This is a genomic window from Cytobacillus sp. C11.1 (assembly GCF_058145115.1).
Window position 1 is genome coordinate 296,485 of the sequence record NZ_CM176935.1, and the last position, 17,537, is coordinate 314,021.

Genomic DNA, 17,537 nt, shown 5'->3' on the forward strand with positions numbered 1-17,537 from the left:
CCTTAACAGCCATACTGAGGATAATAAAGGGGATAATACAACCTGCCGGTAACATAAAAATAAAAGGAAACTGCCTGCAAGCTGATGTATTACCGTAACCCATAGATAGCCTATTACTAAATGGCGGTTCATGCTGGGGGAAGACTGTGGAAAAATGGGAGGGATTTTATGATTAAAAAAGCGGTTATTCCTGCTGCAGGCCTGGGGACGCGTTTTCTGCCGGCCACAAAGGCTCAGCCAAAAGAAATGCTCCCTATCGTCGACAAGCCGGCCATCCAATATATTGTTGAAGAAGCAATCGCTTCAGGGATTGAAGATATCATCATCATAACCGGGAGGAATAAAAGGGCCATTGAAGATCATTTCGACAAATCAGTTGAAATGGAGTTATTGCTGAAGAAGAACGGAAAGCTGGAAATTCTTGAAGAAGTTCGCGGAATTTCCAATCTGGCAGATATTCATTATGTCAGGCAAAAGGATCCTCTTGGGCTGGGCCACGCCATTTTATGCGCAAAAAAATTTATTGGCCATCAGCCCTTTGCCGTCCTTCTTGGTGATGACATCATTGACGGCAAAAAGCCGGCATTGCTGCAGATGATCGAGCAATATAACAAAATGGGCACGAGTATCCTTGGATGCAGTGAGGTTCCCATTTCTGAAGTTAATAAATATGGGATAGTCGGTTACTCAGAGCAGCAGGGCGCATTATATAAAGTTGACAGCCTTGTTGAAAAACCTTCAATCGCTGCCGCTCCTTCGACCCATGCTATTATTGGCCGTTATATTTTAACTCCATCTATTTTTGAAATGCTTGAAAACGGCAAGTTTGATAGCAAAGGAGAATTACAGCTGACAGATGCGCTTCATTTATTGCTCTGCCGCGAGAGAATGTATTCTTATTTAATCCAGGGCAATCGTTATGATGTTGGCGATAAATTTGGATTTTTAAAAGCCTCAATTGACTTCGCTTTGCAAAGGCCTGAGCTGAAAGAAAAACTATTGATGTATTTAAACCAAATTCGTCTTTGATTTTTCACCTTTTATATCCGTCAGGGTGAGACTTGTGCCATTTCCATGCATCTTGAATGATCTGGCGGATGGATGATTTTTTTGCATGCCAGCCCAGCAATGCTTGAGCTTTGTCTGATGACGCTATCAATTCTGCCGGATCACCTGGTCTGCGGGGTGCTGCCTTTTCTTTCAAGTTTGTCCCCGTAACCTCTTCAGCCGCTCTAACAACTTCTTTTACAGATATTCCTTTACTGCCTCCCAAATTAAAAACATTGCTGTCCCCTCCACTTTGCAGGTAGCGGAGAGCCAGCAAATGAGCTTCTGCCAGATCTTCTACATGAATATAATCCCTTATGCATGAACCGTCCCATGTGGGATAATCATCACCGAATATAGATACTTCCTCTCTTTTTCCCAGTGCCGCCTGGAGGATGATCGGAATTAAGTGTGTCTCCGTTTTATGGTCCTCGCCTATTTCGCCTGTTCCCTTTGCTCCGGCCGCATTGAAATAACGGAGCGATACGAACCTTGCACCGGATGCTTTCCCCCACCATGCAGCCATCCTTTCAATGGCCAGCTTTGTCTCGCCATATGGATTGGCAGGCTGGAGAGGTGCGTCTTCCCGTATTGGCTGGCTTTTCGCCTCACCGTAAACAGCAGCAGTGGATGAAAACACCAAATAGCCAACCTTGTATTTTGTCATTGCCTTTAGAAGGTTAAGAGAGCCTATCAAATTATTATCATAGTATTTTAGCGGATCATTCATCGATTCCCCTACCAGAGACGAGGCTGCAAAGTGAAAAACACCCTCAATCGGCTCCTTTGAAAAAACCTGATCCAGGAATTCTATCGACCTGATATCGCCCTCATAAAAAGCGGCTTTCGGATGAACCGCTGCCCTGTGGCCCGTTTCCAGGTTATCGATAACCACCGCCTCATACCCTTTTTCAATGAGTAAGTCTACAGTATGGGAACCAATATATCCCGCTCCGCCAGTAACCAAGATTACCATACGATCACTCCTGCTAACCTGTCTTTTATACTCAATGTTTCTATATGCAGGAGCAATCAGGAATATTCCTTTAACGCTAGTAGCCGGGACTTGGAGTACACCATGGAAAAGCTTTTTTTCTTTACAAAATTAAGTGCGATTAATGCGCCAGGCGATTTACAATATGCTCCAGCGAGAGCAGATAAATGGTTTTGATGTAATGCCTGCTAATGAGCTGTCAAATGCCAGACATGATGGGAGAAAAAAGACCACTCTCATCCTTATAGCTGTTCACTGCTTTTTCCCCTGTGGAGCATCGACTTTATGCCCATGATCAATAAACGAACCGTCAAAAACATGAGAATAAAGCCTATAAACGAATACGTATGCTTCCAATGAATCAATTCGAACATATGTAAAAGGCTAAATAACGGTTCAATGATATAGGCAAAAATCGCCGCAAGGATAACCGAAGCAATGCCAAAGCTTTTCCATGTGCTGAAGTATTGATATATCAGCATCCCTAAAACCGGGATCACCACAAAATCTGCAGGCATTAATGGCGGAATAAAATGAAATAATTTATCGGGGTAGCCCCATAATAGAAGATCCACACCCATAACATCCAGGAAACAAGCAATCATTCCGCAGATTAAGCCGTAAGCAAGGATTTCAAAAAAACGCTCCCTGTCCACCAGCCTCCACCAAATAACAAAGGGAAGAACGGTGGCGGTCACTAACAGCCACCAATTAAAGCTCCATAAATCTTCTTGCACCCAGTGTTCAAAAGAAACATCCCTTAACGTTTCCCTGACTTTTTGCACCTCTTCGTATGAAGGAAAATTACTCATAGTATCACCTGCCAGCGCGAGCGCGAGTTAATATGGTTTCTATTCATCTTTCCCCATGCAAAAAGTAACATACAGTAAGCCGATATATTTAATAAAAAATACATGCAAAAAAGCGGCTGGCCGAAGCCTGCCGCTGTACCTATTTGCTTTGTTGTCCTGTATAAATTAAAATTGCATCTCTTAAAAACTCTGCAGCATGAGGATGAATTTTATCATAATAGGCTTTAAACCTTTCGTCTGCCACATACATTTCTGCCAGGCCTGCATGTGCCTCTTTGCTATATTCACTCCAATAAAACGTGATCCACTGCTTATGGAGATCTGCTGCTTTTTGCGCAAGGTCTCCTGCCGGATCGCCTGCTTGTATAGCTGCGGCTAAGGTGCTGTTCACCTCTTCACCCAATTTCGTTACAGCCTCATGCTGTTCCTTTGTCATATTCATCATCTTGGCATTCGATTGATCAATCGTCTCATTTCCATATTTTTCACGGATCTCTTTCCCGTATTTTTTCTCGTTATCATCAATCATCTTCTTTTTAAATCCTTCAAACTTTTCCTTGTCTGACATGGCCGTTCTCCCTTCTGCTGACATAATGGTTTTTTCCACATTATCAATAAGCAAATCCAGCTGCTTTCTTTTCTCCAGGAGTTTCTCCCGATGCTCATTCAATGCACCGGCAGCATCAAAAGCAGGTGCGGTGATGATTTCCTTGATTTGATCCAGGCTGACGCCAAGCTCTCTGTAAAAAAGAATCTGCTGCAGCCGATCCACTTCCTGCTGGCCATAAATCCGGTATCCCGACGAATTGGTTCTTGCCGGCTTCAGAATCCCAATTTCATCATAATACCTCAGAGTCCTCGAACTCACCCCAGCCAGCCTGGCAAGCTTTTGCACTGTATATTCCATGCCTTTGATGTCCTCCTTTCGAAAATAATGAATGAAAGTACTTTCTGTTTATTACGATACACCTTTACGCAGCGTGAAGGTCAAACCTTTTTTATAAAAAAAATTGCCTGTTTTTTGAAGCGTTTTTTTAAGAATCCAGTTTTTTCACAAGAAGGGCTGCGGTCATTTTTGAGAGCCTGCATCCCTCCAGGTCCTGCTCTTTAATCAATCCAAGATCCAGTGCAGATTTAATTTTTCCTTCATCAGGCTTTTTTTGAATAAGATCAAGGAGATTCAATTCTTCCAGCTTTTGAACAGTCGTTGCCTGATCAAATTTTTCTGTTTTTCGAATCTGCCTTTGCAGTTTGTAGTTGTTAATTGTGACTTCTCCTTTCTCATTCTTTCCGACAGCCGTATCGAAATACTGATGGAATAATTCTTTTAATTTATCCAGCTCACTTTCCAGATCCTTTTTCCTGCGGCTCAGCTCAACAAAACGGACCAGCATATCCTTCGTAATAATGCTCTCATTGTTTGTCATATGATTCGCCTCTTTTCTTGGATGATACTTCATATTATTTTGGAAGAGGCGGTGTTATGCGTGTCCTAAAAGAACATTTGTTTGTGTTCTTGTTATAGAAGACTGAATAGGTATTTAATGGGTATATTCAATTTTTCGCGGTTAACAGGCTAATGTTTTCAGGTTAAAAAATGCCTGGCAGCCGCTTTTGATTTAAATGCATATTAATTTGCGCAGCGAAATAATATTTTCACTGCAAGCCTCCAGTTCGGACGGGCTGAAACGCTTTGAAAAAGGAATCGCAGAATACGGGGAAGCAATCTGTTGCCTGAGGGCTTAAGGAGACCTATCTTCTCTCTTTGAGATGATCTTCGGCTTCATGAACGCTTCTTGGCGACCTTTTTTCTCTCTCCGAGGTGATTTTCGGCTACATGAACGCTTCTTGGCGACCTTCTTTCTATCTTTGAGTTGATCTTAGGCTTCATGAATGCTTCATGGCGACCTTTTTTCTCACTTTGAAATGATTTTCGGCTTCATGGACGCTTCACGGCGACCTTTTTTCTCTCTCCGAGGTGATTTTCGGCTTCATGAACGCTTCATGGCGACCTTTTTTCTCTCTTTGAGATAATATTCGGCTTCATGAACACTTCATGGCACCCTTTTTTCTCTCTTTGAGATGATATTCGGCTTCATGGACACTACTCCTATGACTTCCTGCTCATGAATGTTCCAATGCATCTTCATAACTCTTTATGGTCATCCCCCTTCTCCTTGATAAGATTTCTCTTCATAAACTTGCAGGTATTCCCCAATTAAAGAAGTATATTAGTAGAAAAGACCAAAAAGATAAGTGGAGGCCATATGAGATCCGAAACCGAAATGATGAACCTGATTTTATCAACAGCCAGGAATGATGAACGAGTTCGTGCTGTCATCCTCAATGGTTCACGCGCGAATCCGAATGTAAAAAAAGATATCTTTCAAGATTACGATATTGTGTACCTGGTGAGAGATATCGATTCTTTTACCCGCGATCATAGCTGGGTGGATGTGTTTGGCGAGCGGATTATGATGCAGCTGCCGGAGGAAAAGGTGCTGCCGCCTGCTGATGGGCTTGGCCGCTTTCCTTATTTAATGCAGTTTATGGACGGGAACCGTATCGATTTGACCTTAATTCCGGTTGAAAAAATAGATGAGCTTCTGCTGCCTGACAGCTTGAGTGTGCTGCTTCTCGATAAAGATGGGCTCATGGGTCCCATGCCGCCTGCTTCAGACCGGGATTATTGGGTTCAAAAGCCGACTGCTCAGGAGTTTGCAGATATCTGCAACGAGTTTTGGTGGATCAGCATGAATATCAGCAAAGGGCTTTGGCGCAGGGAGCTAACGTATGCGATATTTATGCATGAGCAAATCAACCGCCATGTGCTGATTAAGATGATGGAATGGAAGGTCGGCATCCAGACGGATTTTACAAAAAGCGCTGGGAAGTTTGGCAAGGACTTGCCGGTTTTTCTAGATCAAGGGGAATGGGCGCAGTTCGAGGCTACTTATTCTGACGCTGATTTTCATAACATTTGGAATGCTCTTTTCGCGATGTGCGACCTTTTCAGAAAAAATGCGATTGAAGTCGGGGATAAGCTGGGCTTCACCTATCCTTATGAAGACGATAAAAGGGTTACCGCATTTTTAAAGCATGTTCGGAATCTGCCTGTGGATGCCAAGTCCATCTATTAAAAAAATCCCCTTATCCAGGGGATTTCTCTAGTTATTCTTCAATTCGAATTGCTCAAACGCAGACCAGTTCACCATTTTTTCCATGAGAATGGATATGAACACGCCCATAATCAGCCCATTTGATATAAATGGCTGGATCAGGACTGGCAAATCAGCGAACAGCGCAGCCGGTGTGTTCATTAAACTGATGCCGATCAGTACCGGAGCTGCCAGGCGAAAAATCGTATTCGAGTTAAAGATTTTTCCGTTTAAGCTGTTAAAAGCCGTACCGAAAAGCTGCAGATAAGCGACAAACAGGACAGCATTTCCGACCGTAACCGGCATGCCTGCCAGCCATGTTCCCAGCGGCGGGATCAGGCCGATCGCGGCCAGCAGTGCGCCCCCAAGGATAAATGGCGTTTTCATAAAAATTCGTGTACTCTGCAAAAATCCAATGGATGATGTGAATGGTGTATACGGCACCAGTCCGAATCCGCTGCCGATCACAGTGAAAACGGCTGTAAAAAATATGGAACCACGGTACTCCCGCTGACCGGATTCTTTTTTAAAAAGTGTATCCCCTGAGCTAATTGAAGCAACTGTGTTGCTCAGGTTCATCAAACCAGCAAAGAACGTAACCGCGATAATCCCGATTTCGAGGTTAGGCTGTCCCAGCGGAAACAGCGTGAAACTCACATCTCCAGCAGCTGCGCCTTGCTGAACTTCACTCATAAAGAGCAAATCATAGCCGATCCAGCCGGCCAGCAATCCGATTAAAATTGAAAAATTGCTGACGATTCCGTTCCCTTTTAATTTTAGCAAACTGACAAAAATGACAAGGGCAAAAGAATATAAAGTGACGGGAACATCCATCGTGCCCTGTTCACTGACTTTCATCATGCCTTTGAAAAAGATAAAAATCAGCTGGAAGGTTAATAGAAACAGATAGACTGACATCACCATCGGGTTGAAAATCGTTTTTAATAGAGATATTCCATTAAATGCCGCGAGAATCAACGTAACGGCTGAAGCTAAAAGCACTCCTGTGGCGATTCCGCCGCCTATTTCGGTATAACTCATTCCCAGGGAGGATGCCGACAATCCCAAATTTAAAATAACTCCCCAAAGCAAGCCGGAATGCCCCTCCATCAACGGATAGCGATGCCCTTTCCAGCCCTGAAAAATCGACGCAAGCCCTGTAAATACAAGCGAGGCTCTCAGCATCATCGCAATCGTTTCATCCGGCAGCTGGAAGACCGTTCCCACTGAAATCGGGATCATCACTGTATTCGCAAATATAAAGAAAAGCCATTGTACGGAAGAAAAGATCGTAACGGAACCAAACCGTTTATTCATGCTGCAAACACCGCTTTCAAATCTAAAAGTTTCGTCTCTCTAAAAATCAAACTAGCTATTATTATAATATAAATCCTGATAAATTTCCTTGGATTTCACTTGAAGAAAACTGGAAAATCGCTAAAAATGGCTGAATTCAGCCAAAGCGGCCGGAAACCTAGTTATATGCACTGACAAGCTCTTCCCTCTTTCAATACTATATTATGTATGAATTATTTCGGATAGGGATGTGAGAGCTTTGTCATCGGATATTCATTCTCAATCCAATCTTTTGTCTCCAAACGAACGGCAAGCTATTAAACTTTGGATATCAAATATGAATAAATGGAAAAGCATGGGCATTTATAATAAGATGAAACTGGCCAAAAGAACCATGAGATTAAGGTATAAGTTGCTTGGCTATGGCCATAGCCGAATGGTTTATGACATGGGGAATGGTTTTGTTTTAAAGGTGGCCACTTCAGAATGGGGCATTAGCGGGAATAAAACAGAATTTGAACTTTTTACAAAAAGTCCTCCAGAAATAAGAAACCACCTGTGCCCTGTCATACAACATGGACATGGATGGATCATCATGGAAAAAATGCCTGTGAACGTTTCGGATCACTCACGATATCAAAATAGTATTAACCACTTGCGAACAAAATTTACTAGCCATGGTTTAACACCCAAAGACATCAGGAGAGCAAATTTAGGATTATCCAAGGATGGGGTCATAAAAGTCATTGATTATGGGAATTTCATCCAAAATAAATAACCCGCAAAAAGTTGCGGGCAGTTTTTTTTGCAAAGGATTGTTTCTAAATAAAATGCTTCCGCATCCTGGAGCGGAATTCAACCGCTCCTTACTACTTATTAAATAGCAACAAAGTTTGCGATAAGAGTTCTTACATAAAAGCAGAAAACCACAGTCCAAGCGTGGTGCCGACATAGTTGCCGATAATGTAGCCAATCGTTCCGACGACCAGAATGGGGCCAATCAGATCCTTCCATCCTTTCGCAATTGCCATAGCCGCAGCTGTTGTCGGGCCGCCGACATTCGCATTGCTGGCAAGCAGGATTTCTTCGAGGTCATATTTTAATAGTTTGCCAGCAGTTAATGAAACGGCCATGTTCACCAGCACAATGATAAAAACGAATACCAAAAGCAGGGGAGCATTTTGAATGATCATTGGGATGGATGCTGGAATACCGATCACAACAAAAAACAAGTAAATAAGGAAGGTCCCGATTTCCTGACTTCCGTTAATCGATTCAAAGTACTTTGGAAACAATGCCAGGGCAAGGAATGTAAGGGTTGTCAGCATCAGATACCTGTCCCCGAATAGCCCATTAAGCAGATTTAAAAAGAATGATGTCTCATCTCCGGAAGGTATGAGTCCGTCCAGGAATTCTGCTATTTTAAAAGAGACGATGACAAGCAGAAACGCGGTCCCTACGGATAGCGCCATGTCCTTCAGCGAAATATCCTTCCTCTTCCAAAAGCTTTCTGCAAGCGTTTTGCCCTCTTCTCCTATACTTCCGCTTTCCACTTTTTCAACATACGGTGCCTTAAAACGGCTCCTGAAAAAACTCATCGCCGGAATCATCATCAGGACAACAAAATAAATGGCCATCATTAAATTGTCTGCCACTACGGCTGAAGAGACCATTTCTCCCGGTGTTTCAAACTTCGCCGCCATAGCTGCAAAATTCACTCCCCCGCCAATATATGACGCACTGAGCATAGCGCCAATTTTATCAAGCATCGGGATATGATCCTTTAGTAAAAAGAAACTGATGATCACACCTGCAACGGTCCCAATGGAGCTGATCAGAAAGATAATCAGCAAGCGGCCGCTTTCCTGCCATATTTTTTTAAAATTCACATGGAAAAGCAGGAGCGGAATGGCGAGCGGGATAATAAAAGTCCATACCGCATCATAAACAGGCGAGGCTGTAGGAATAATGCCGGTATTCGATAGAATAATAGCACCAATCAGCGCGACAATGGCACCCGAAATTTTTGCGGCCCAGTTATAGCGCTGCTCCAAATAAATACTCGCTGAAGCCCACACCACGATAATCCCCCACAAAGTCACATAATCATCAGCTTTAATCAGGGTTTGCTCCAAAATCTGCATCCTCCTTTTTACAGTTTTTTATCACTATAAACATATTAACTATATCAAACAAAAAATTCAAAATATTCAATTTCGCCCCAAAAGCCCCATTCGACAAAATTCGGGTGGTACCTGGTACCATCACCATTTAATTCAAATTTTCAGAGCTTCCTCTCGAACCCGCTGCATAAATTCTTCTACCACCTTGTGGTTGTTTTTTTCGCCGCCCAGCTTCAGCATGGCCCTTCCGACAAAGTTAACTCCCTTATTTTGACCTTCGTAAATAAACTTTGTATGGTTGTCATCAATTTTTAGAAGCGTAAAAGCCAGCCTGATTTCAAAGGCCTTCCCAAGGACAAATTGGATTTGCTTATGCTTTTTGGCTTCGTCATTTTTATAGTCCAATGTTTCTACGATATACGTTTCAAGGCGCTTGCCTTCTCTGTAGGTTTGCCGATGTTTCGCCCCAGCTTCCTGTTCTGTTTTTTCTATTAATGTATGCTCCTCGACCTTTGGCATTATTTTTTTGATCTGTCCGTCCGAAAACAAACTCCACACTCTTTCAATATTCGTCTCAATCATGATTTCCTCTTTCCACTCAATCACGATTCTTCCTCCCTCCCTGATTCCAAAAACGCATCAATTTCTTCCATCTGAAGCCGAAGCTCCTCCATTTGCATCTGTATGAGCTCCCTTTTTTGCAGCAGTAATTTTTCCAAGTTGGCGAAGGATTCGTCTTCCATCACCGAAATCATTTCCTGGATGGTAAATCCTAATCTTCTAAGTTTTATTAAAAGGATAGCCAAGAAATAACTTCCATCATCGTAGTACCGGTAATTGTTTTTTGCATCAATATAAGCAGGCTCGAGCAATTTCACTTCCGCATAATAGCGCAGTGTTTCTTTGCTTAAGCCAGTCATCTCGGCAAATTCACTAATCTTGTACATCATTTCCTCCCACTCCTATCATAAACTGAGGGGTGCACCACACGGTCAACAGGTATTTGAAAGATTCTTTTAATAAAAATGATGTCCCACCCCTGATAGGCAAAAACATCGCCTGCTGTAAAACTGGCGATGTTTTTAGTTACCCATTTAAAAACAGGGTAGCAGTCACATATTTTTTTGTAAGCGACTTATAGTACGCCGATAGGACCGTTAAAGATGCGGTGACAAGGATATTGGAGACGATGTCTTTTTGCTGGTCGGTTAATTCCTGAAAAGTCTCCAGCGTCCTCAAGGCTTCTTTTTTGATGCACTGTTCGATCTGTTCGTGCATGCTTTCCCCTACGATGTTTTGATGATGTGCTTTTTCAAAAATAGCTGCGTATGCCGAATAAAAAGGGATCGGCTCAATCACATCATCTGTCCGGTCATCAAGATCATTGAATAAGAGTGCGAGAATTTTCCGGATCGAGTCGAAATCAAGAGTTGCTTTCAGATCCTCCACGATAAAAAGCATTGCGGCCTGGTCGACTGAATACTTTTTTCCAAGCTGTGGACTTCCTATTAGCTCCTTTACATCCCGTTTCACCCAGTTTTGCACCGCAGTTGATGATAAATTGGTAAATTCAATCTGGTTTCCCAGTGCAACAATTTCATTTATCGAAAAGCCGATCTTTTGTAGGTCAGCCCTCAGCAATTTTTCGAAAATGGCAGGCATTTTTGTATCTAAGAAAGCCTCCATTGATTTACCGTTTTTTTGATGGGCAGCTTGCCACGCATTCTGAAGGATTTCTTTGGGTGAATAAGTCCCTTCCCCTTTTAATGAGATGAGAAAATCAGCCATGCCTTTTCTCGATAGCTGGAATAATTCCAAGGTTATCAGCCCCTGCGTTCTTCTATTAGTTGTCTCCATCCTAATTGTTTCCTATTTAACAGTCAATGGCTTTCCCTTTTGTTTACCCTTTTAAAACTTTGGTTACGTTATTTAATTCTTGTAATTTTATTAGAAAAAATATAAAATATAGTCAGATGACAAGTTCATAAGACCTCGAAATAAAAAATATAAATATAAGGGTGAGGAAATGGGTAAGCGCATATTCTACTTTTTATTGACGAACGTTCTAGTTCTATTGACGATCAGTATTATTTTCTCGCTGATTGGCGGAGGAAATTATATTAATGCCCAGGGAGGCATTGATTTCGGTGCCTTGCTGGTTGTGAGTGCTGTCATTGGTTTCTCTGGCTCCTTCATTTCACTCTGGATGTCCCGCTGGATGGCCAAGAAAATGATGAATGTCCAGGTGCTGGATCCAAATGGAGCCTTATCATCAGCTGAACGCACTATTGTGGAAAAGGTTCACCGCCTATCCAGAGCAGCAGGCTTAACACATATGCCTGAAGTGGGAATCTATCATTCTCCTGAAGTGAACGCATTTGCCACTGGGCCATCTAAAAAACGTTCTCTTGTAGCAGTTTCGACTGGATTGCTGCAGGAAATGGACGACGATGCCATTGAAGGCGTCATTGCCCATGAGGTTGCACATATTGCAAACGGAGATATGGTTACCATGACACTTCTTCAAGGTGTCGTGAACACATTTGTTGTTTTCCTTGCACGAATTGCAGCATGGGTAGCATCCCGTTTTGTTAGAGAAGAAATGGCGCCAATCGTTCATTTCATTGCTGTAATCGTGTTCCAAATCGCCTTCTCGATTCTTGGCAGCCTCGTTGTCTTCGCTTATTCCCGTCACCGTGAATTTCATGCGGACCGTGGCGGCGCAGATCTAGCCGGCAAGGACAAAATGGCACACGCCCTGCAAATGCTGAAGGCATACTCAAACCGTATCCAGGGTGAACAGCAAACTGCGATCTCTACTTTGAAAATTAATAATAGAACCAAAGCTTCATTGTTCTCAACGCATCCGAATTTGGATGAGCGGATTAGACGTTTGAGCATGAAATAAGAGGAAAGGAAAAAGGACGGCAGTGTAAATTATCCTGCCGTCCTTTTTCCTTTGGTGGCTGTATTTTACTAAGAAAATGCCGTTTCACAAAAAAATGATCAGTTAAATTAGTTGAGTGAAGATAAGTTTGCGTTAGTCGGACTGCTTCACACTAAGTACGGTGATCGTAACCAAGATGACCATCATTCCAAGAAGTTGAATGATGGTCAAATGATCTCCGATAATCAGAACGCCAAATAATGAAGCTGTGACCGGCTCTACCATAGCAACCATCGAAGCAGTTGTCGGGGCAGTCCGTCGAACGCCAATCACATAAAATATAAATGAAATTCCAGCACCCACGATCCCTAATAGAAGAAACCATCCTATGTCACTTGACGTCACCACAGCAGCTGCTTCATCCTTATCCGTAAAAAGAAAAAGGATGAGACATAAAGAAAAAAAGGCGAGGGTTAACGTAGTCTGCGGCTTTCCGATAGAAGAGGCATTTTTAAATCCGAATATAAACAATGCATAGGAAAGGCCAGCAGCCAGCCCCGCTGTCGCCCCTAGAAAACTTACTGAAATTGATTTGGTGTTGTAGGCACCCGTAAGCAGGGTAATCCCTATAAGTACACCTGCAATGCAGCCCCATTTAAACCAGGTTGAACGTTCTATTCGCAACAAAAAAGATATTAAGAGGACGAAGACAGGAGCCGTGTACATTAAAGTAGCAGCCACAGCAATGCTTGATGCTTGAATACTTAGAAAATAGAAAGTGAAATTTCCAGCGACACCAACACCCGCCAATAGGGACCATATGTATAAACGAGTGGAGGAGGTCCGATTTTGTCTAAAGCTAAAGAGAAACCATGCAAAAAAACATATAAATCCAACAGCCCCCCGGTACAGTGAAATCACAATAGGATCCCAGCCCTTGGTCAGTAAAATATCGGCAATTCCTCCACTAATGCCCCAGCATATTGCGGCTAGCATCACTAGGCCTACCCCCGCAAATTTCATCGTGTGCCTCCTAAAGATAAGTATTGGTTCTGATTTTTGATCAAGCTAGTAGAAACCTCTCGCGACCTTAACGAAGATTTAAAGACAAACAATTCTCTTCAAGCTCCTCATCAAATATATGTTTTTAAAAAAAGGTATTAACCGTAATTCCCTAGATTTCCTACCTAAAACCTAAATCAGCTTACATGCAATATGGACGGTATCCTCTAAAAGAATAAATGAAACAGAAACCAACCAGTTTCCCGATGGTTGGTTTTTAATTGCAAAAAATATGCCCCTCTCGAGTGAGAAGGCTTTTCATTTTTATTGAACTAAACCAGCTAATAGTTTGTCAATATTTTTCAATAAAAACTTAAAATATCTCATGCTATACTAAAAATGTGCATACCAAATAACCTCCTTTAGTCTGTTTTTGGAAGGTTTTGTACTATTTTGTTTAATTTAGGTTCTAAGCTATATCTTGGAAAGTCGCTTTGTTTTTTAAAAGGGCAAATATCCAGTGTAAGAGCTTATTTACACAAGCAATAACAGCTACTTTAAAAGGTTTTCCTTCTTCACGTTTTTTATCATAGAACTCTCGTAATTTCTTATTTCGAGGAATAATTTCATCGCTTGTTTTGCTCTTACGACAGTCACGAATCGCACAACGAACAGCCATATATAAGGCGTGACGAAGTCTACTGGAGCCTCTTTTAGTGATTCGGTTTTTGGTGGCTGTAAACTTACCAGATTCGAATACACTAGGATCAACTCCAGCGAAAGCTACGAGTTTTTTAGGATCAGTAAATCGATCTATCTCCCCAATCTCTGAAATGATCGTTGCAGCGATCTTTTCACCGATACCAGGGATAGATTTGATAATATTATATTCTTCAACTTCTTTTGCGAGGGCATCTATCTCTGACTCTAACTTGGATAGGTGCTCTTTGTATTGAAGAATGATGTTTATATACATACCAAGACTCAAAATATGACTCTGATACAAAGTCTTTTCAAACGGATTTCTGTCTGCGGCAGCTTTGAGTTGAATGGCTTTTTCATTAGCCCATCTGTATGAACGGCTTTTACATAATTGAGCGATTTTGTCAGATATGGTTTCAACACTTGCCTCTAATATATCTTCAGATGAGGGAAACTCTGAAAGAGTTAACAGTGATACTACTGAATATAAGTCGCCAAAAACCCCTCTATATTCAGGAAAGACCTGGTCCAGAATGGCTTGAAATTGTAGCTTTGTTTGGATTAATACCCCAGTTATATTCTCGTGCTGTCTGGTAAGATTTCGGAGGTTTAAAAGTTGAACTCCACGCTTTTTATATGGCTCAAGATCCTCTTTATAAAATAACTCGCAGAGATGGTAAGCATCGACCGCATCTGTCTTTACTTTCCGAAGACTTGAACTTTTAGCTTTATAAGAAATCAGTGGATTAATGATGATCATTAAATATCCACGGTCCTCCAAGTATTGAACAACAGAGGAATGATAATGTCATGTTGCCTCTAGGACGATAGGTGGTTTCTTACCTGTTTCTCTCTTTACGACCTCCAGAAACTCTACAAGTAAATCAAGACCTTCAATAGTATGAGAAACTTTAAAACTCTTACGATATGGTTTGCCTTTATCTAAAAATGCCTGAACTTGACTTTCCCCTTTTGAAACATCCAGACCAATGACTGGATTCATTTCTAATTCCTCCTCCTAAACTAGTAATTTGCCAGTACCCCTAATTCCTCCATGCAGTGTCACAGCTTCGCTTGTTATACGGAGATCTAAGTCCCAACCAGCCTCAATCATGTTTCTACAAGTAGGGGGCGAACCGTTTAGCTGACGGGGTCGAAGGCCCCACGGGCAGTTACGTTCTACCCTGGCTACTGATATAATAAGACCAAATAAAAAATGGTCAACCAGAAATATTTAGCATTCTGGCTAACCTTATAATACGAAAGTGGCAGTTTAGCTCAATATGGGGTTCTGTTATTTCATACGAAAAAAGCCTGACGTTTAGAAGCGTCAAGCCAGATTAACTATGAAAAAAGAACAAACAAAAATATTGAAATTTTTATTAGCTTATTAATTGATCGCTACCTATCCGTGTCAAAAATTTATAGAATGTCTCCCGTTTTTTACCCATTTGTGAATATAAATCAATTATCTTTTCTACTGAATAGTACAATTCATTTGGTGTTAGATTCTCCATTAATAAAGAGCCAACTTGTGCATCTTTCCCCTTTGCTTTCCCTCCAACATATAAGTTATAATTTTCTCTAACTTTCATAACACCGATGTCATTTAACATTGGTTCTCCGCAACCGATAGGACACCCTGTATATGCAACCTTAAGGGGAAAGGGGACAGGTTTACCAGCGATACGGCGATTTAATTCTTTCGCCCACTGGCATTCCTTCCTCTTCTTCACCTTTACAAAAATTACAGGTTCTTAAACTCTTTACAAAGTTTCCAACTGGATAACATTCCACCCCCACACTTTTGAATTCTTCAATAATCTCGCTTCGTTTTACTTCAGGTATTTCTATATACAGTTGCTGAAACGTCGTTAATTCAAGTTCCTCATCTTCGCCCATATATTTAGAAATTTTCATAAGCTGTTTCGAGTTAAGTTTTGCCCCAAAACCTATTCCTCCATTTACGGCGATTTTAATCTTGTTAACTTCCTTCCCCATATTAATCTCTCCCTGCTCTTTAATTACAACATGACTCTTGGATACACGAAGATAATTACATCATGGCGGGGCTAATCGTTTGATACGTCTTGTTTTTGTGAACGGACGAACAAAAGTGCCAATATAACACCTAGAAAAGCAACTATACCAGACCATAAAAATGCTTGTTGAAAACCTTCATTTAAAGCGACAATCGGGGATCCTGCGTCACTAGAGGCAGTTGTCGCTCCAGCAATCGCAACCATAATGGCTAGTCCCAATGCCGATCCAATCTGGTAAGTAGTGTTATACAATCCAGATGCAAGACCTGACTCCTCTGATTTAACGTTGGATACAGCAGCTGTGGTAGCTGGCAGATAAGCAAGGGCATTGCCGAGAGCGGCTAATAACAAAGCCAATACTACACTTGTCCAATAGCTTCCATTTACTGATGTGTTTAAGGAAAACAATAGTCCCGAACTACCGAGAATAAGGAACCCGATAACCATAGTAATCTTCAATCCAAGTTTCTCCATTGTTTTTCCAGCTACGGCAACCACAAATACTGCCATCAATATTGGGGCAGGTAATAAAGCCATTGCTGCTGAGAAAGGAGCAAATTTCAATACCTGTTGTAAATACAATACAAGGAAATAAATTATCGGAACCCATGAGATTGATAACAAGACAAGCGAAACGTTACCGATAGACAAGTTTCGAGTCTTAAATATACGAAGTGGAACAAGTGGTTCCTTTTTAATAACCTGAATTATAATAAATATGATGAACAACAAAGCTCCAACAGACAAGGACCATACAGTTGATGGTGAACCCCAACCGCTGTGTTCTGCGTTTGCAATACCATAAACCAATAGAACTAAAGCAGTTGTAACGGAGATAGCTCCAGCATAGTCGATGCGTCCACTCATACGTTTTCCTTTTTGTAATAGTCCTGGTGACAAGAGCAAAATGATAATACCAATAGGGACGTAGATTAACAACGCCCATCTCCAACTTAAGAACTCCGTAAGGATACCTCCGAGAACAATACCGATTGAACCACCTGCTGCCCCTGAAAGTCCCCATAAAGCAAGAGCCTTATTTAGTTCTTTCGGATTTCCAGCAAACAGTATCATGACAATAGAAAGAGCTGCTGGTGCAATCAATGCAGAACCAGCACCTTGAACTGCCCGTGCGATGTTAAGAACTACATCATTCCAAGCCAAACCTGCAAGCAGGGAAGCCAAAGTCAAAATTGAAAATCCCCACATAAAAATACGACGATGCCCGAATAAATCGCTCAGCCTTCCTCCCAATAACAAAAGACCTCCGAAAAAGATAAGGAAAGCGGTCATTACCCATTGTAAATTTTCTTGTGAATAGCCTAAAGTTTCTTTGATAGATGGTAAAGCAACCTGAATAATGGCACTGTCCATCATAACCATGAAATTCGCAAAGCCTAACAAAGCAAGTGCTTTCCAACGTTTAGGATCTGCTTGTATAAGTGTTTGTGAATCTGCCGACATAAAAAATCTC

At 41.7% G+C, this 17,537-nt stretch carries 15 protein-coding genes and 2 pseudogenes; 4 read left to right on the forward strand and 13 right to left on the reverse strand.

Features of this window, described 5'->3' with window-relative positions:
- Window positions 1–168 precede the first annotated feature (168 nt).
- Window positions 169–1,029: a UTP--glucose-1-phosphate uridylyltransferase GalU gene (gene galU, locus AC3ZVC_RS01450; protein WP_490065965.1), complete on the forward strand. Its 861-nt coding sequence runs from the start codon at window positions 169–171 to the stop codon at window positions 1,027–1,029.
- A gap of 4 nt (window positions 1,030–1,033) precedes the next feature.
- Here the strand turns inward: galU and galE are convergent, their stop codons facing one another.
- The 4 genes from galE to AC3ZVC_RS01470 all read right to left on the reverse strand — a co-directional run bounded on the left by galE (window position 1,034) and on the right by AC3ZVC_RS01470 (window position 4,280).
- Window positions 1,034–2,023, reverse strand: coding sequence for a UDP-glucose 4-epimerase GalE (galE, locus tag AC3ZVC_RS01455; protein WP_490065966.1), 990 nt, complete (start codon window positions 2,021–2,023; stop codon window positions 1,034–1,036).
- Window positions 2,024–2,283: 260 nt separating this feature from the next.
- Window positions 2,284–2,853: a CBO0543 family protein gene (locus AC3ZVC_RS01460; RefSeq protein WP_490065967.1), complete on the reverse strand. Its 570-nt coding sequence runs from the start codon at window positions 2,851–2,853 to the stop codon at window positions 2,284–2,286.
- Between the two features lie 139 nt (window positions 2,854–2,992).
- Window positions 2,993–3,760, reverse strand: coding sequence for a MerR family transcriptional regulator (locus AC3ZVC_RS01465; RefSeq protein WP_490065968.1), 768 nt, complete (start codon window positions 3,758–3,760; stop codon window positions 2,993–2,995).
- Window positions 3,761–3,887: 127 nt separating this feature from the next.
- Window positions 3,888–4,280 (reverse strand): hypothetical protein, encoded by a 393-nt coding sequence (locus AC3ZVC_RS01470; protein WP_490065969.1) that lies wholly within the window; start codon window positions 4,278–4,280, stop codon window positions 3,888–3,890.
- Between the two features lie 840 nt (window positions 4,281–5,120).
- Between AC3ZVC_RS01470 and AC3ZVC_RS01475 the strand changes: the two genes are divergently transcribed.
- Window positions 5,121–5,993, forward strand: coding sequence for an aminoglycoside 6-adenylyltransferase (locus AC3ZVC_RS01475; RefSeq protein WP_490065970.1), 873 nt, complete (start codon window positions 5,121–5,123; stop codon window positions 5,991–5,993).
- Between the two features lie 27 nt (window positions 5,994–6,020).
- Here AC3ZVC_RS01475 and AC3ZVC_RS01480 read toward each other — a convergent pair whose 3' ends face one another.
- A complete protein-coding gene (locus AC3ZVC_RS01480) occupies window positions 6,021–7,328 on the reverse strand; it encodes a uracil/xanthine transporter (RefSeq protein WP_490065971.1) in 1,308 nt (435 codons plus the stop codon).
- A gap of 238 nt (window positions 7,329–7,566) precedes the next feature.
- Between AC3ZVC_RS01480 and AC3ZVC_RS01485 the strand changes: the two genes are divergently transcribed.
- A complete protein-coding gene (locus AC3ZVC_RS01485) occupies window positions 7,567–8,085 on the forward strand; it encodes a hypothetical protein (RefSeq protein WP_490065972.1) in 519 nt (172 codons plus the stop codon).
- A 130-nt stretch (window positions 8,086–8,215) separates the two neighbouring features.
- On the opposite strand, the gene AC3ZVC_RS01490 is transcribed toward AC3ZVC_RS01485, so the two are convergent.
- The 4 genes from AC3ZVC_RS01490 to AC3ZVC_RS01505 form a co-directional block, all read right to left on the reverse strand.
- Window positions 8,216–9,442, reverse strand: coding sequence for a DUF819 family protein (locus AC3ZVC_RS01490; RefSeq protein WP_490065973.1), 1,227 nt, complete (start codon window positions 9,440–9,442; stop codon window positions 8,216–8,218).
- 141 nt (window positions 9,443–9,583) lie between these two features.
- The gene (locus AC3ZVC_RS01495; protein ID WP_490065974.1) at window positions 9,584–10,036 is read right to left on the reverse strand and encodes an SRPBCC family protein; all 453 of its coding nucleotides are present in this window, start codon (window positions 10,034–10,036) and stop codon (window positions 9,584–9,586) included.
- Window positions 10,033–10,380 (reverse strand): MerR family transcriptional regulator, encoded by a 348-nt coding sequence (locus tag AC3ZVC_RS01500; protein WP_490065975.1) that lies wholly within the window; start codon window positions 10,378–10,380, stop codon window positions 10,033–10,035. The genes AC3ZVC_RS01495 and AC3ZVC_RS01500 overlap by 4 nt, the downstream gene beginning before the upstream one ends.
- Before the next feature lie 136 nt (window positions 10,381–10,516).
- On the reverse strand, window positions 10,517–11,248 hold the full coding sequence (locus tag AC3ZVC_RS01505) for a DUF1836 domain-containing protein (RefSeq protein WP_490068778.1): 732 nt from the start codon (window positions 11,246–11,248) through the stop codon (window positions 10,517–10,519).
- A gap of 208 nt (window positions 11,249–11,456) precedes the next feature.
- Here AC3ZVC_RS01505 and htpX point away from each other — a divergent pair, with 208 nt between their 5' ends.
- Window positions 11,457–12,338 (forward strand): protease HtpX, encoded by an 882-nt coding sequence (gene htpX, locus AC3ZVC_RS01510; protein WP_490065976.1) that lies wholly within the window; start codon window positions 11,457–11,459, stop codon window positions 12,336–12,338.
- Between the two features lie 132 nt (window positions 12,339–12,470).
- On the opposite strand, the gene AC3ZVC_RS01515 is transcribed toward htpX, so the two are convergent.
- The 4 genes and pseudogenes from AC3ZVC_RS01515 to AC3ZVC_RS01530 form a co-directional block, all read right to left on the reverse strand.
- Entirely contained in the window at window positions 12,471–13,340 is an 870-nt protein-coding gene (locus AC3ZVC_RS01515) for a DMT family transporter (RefSeq protein ID WP_490065977.1), read from the reverse strand.
- A gap of 448 nt (window positions 13,341–13,788) precedes the next feature.
- Window positions 13,789–15,024 (reverse strand): annotated as a pseudogene (locus AC3ZVC_RS01520) (IS110 family RNA-guided transposase).
- Between the two features lie 379 nt (window positions 15,025–15,403).
- Window positions 15,404–16,022 (reverse strand): annotated as a pseudogene (locus AC3ZVC_RS01525) (nitrite reductase).
- Window positions 16,023–16,093: 71 nt separating this feature from the next.
- Window positions 16,094–17,527 carry an MFS transporter gene (locus AC3ZVC_RS01530; RefSeq protein ID WP_490065978.1) on the reverse strand — a complete coding sequence of 478 codons (1,434 nt, stop codon included), beginning with the start codon at window positions 17,525–17,527 and terminating at the stop codon, window positions 16,094–16,096.
- Between the last annotated feature and the right edge of the window lie 10 nt (window positions 17,528–17,537).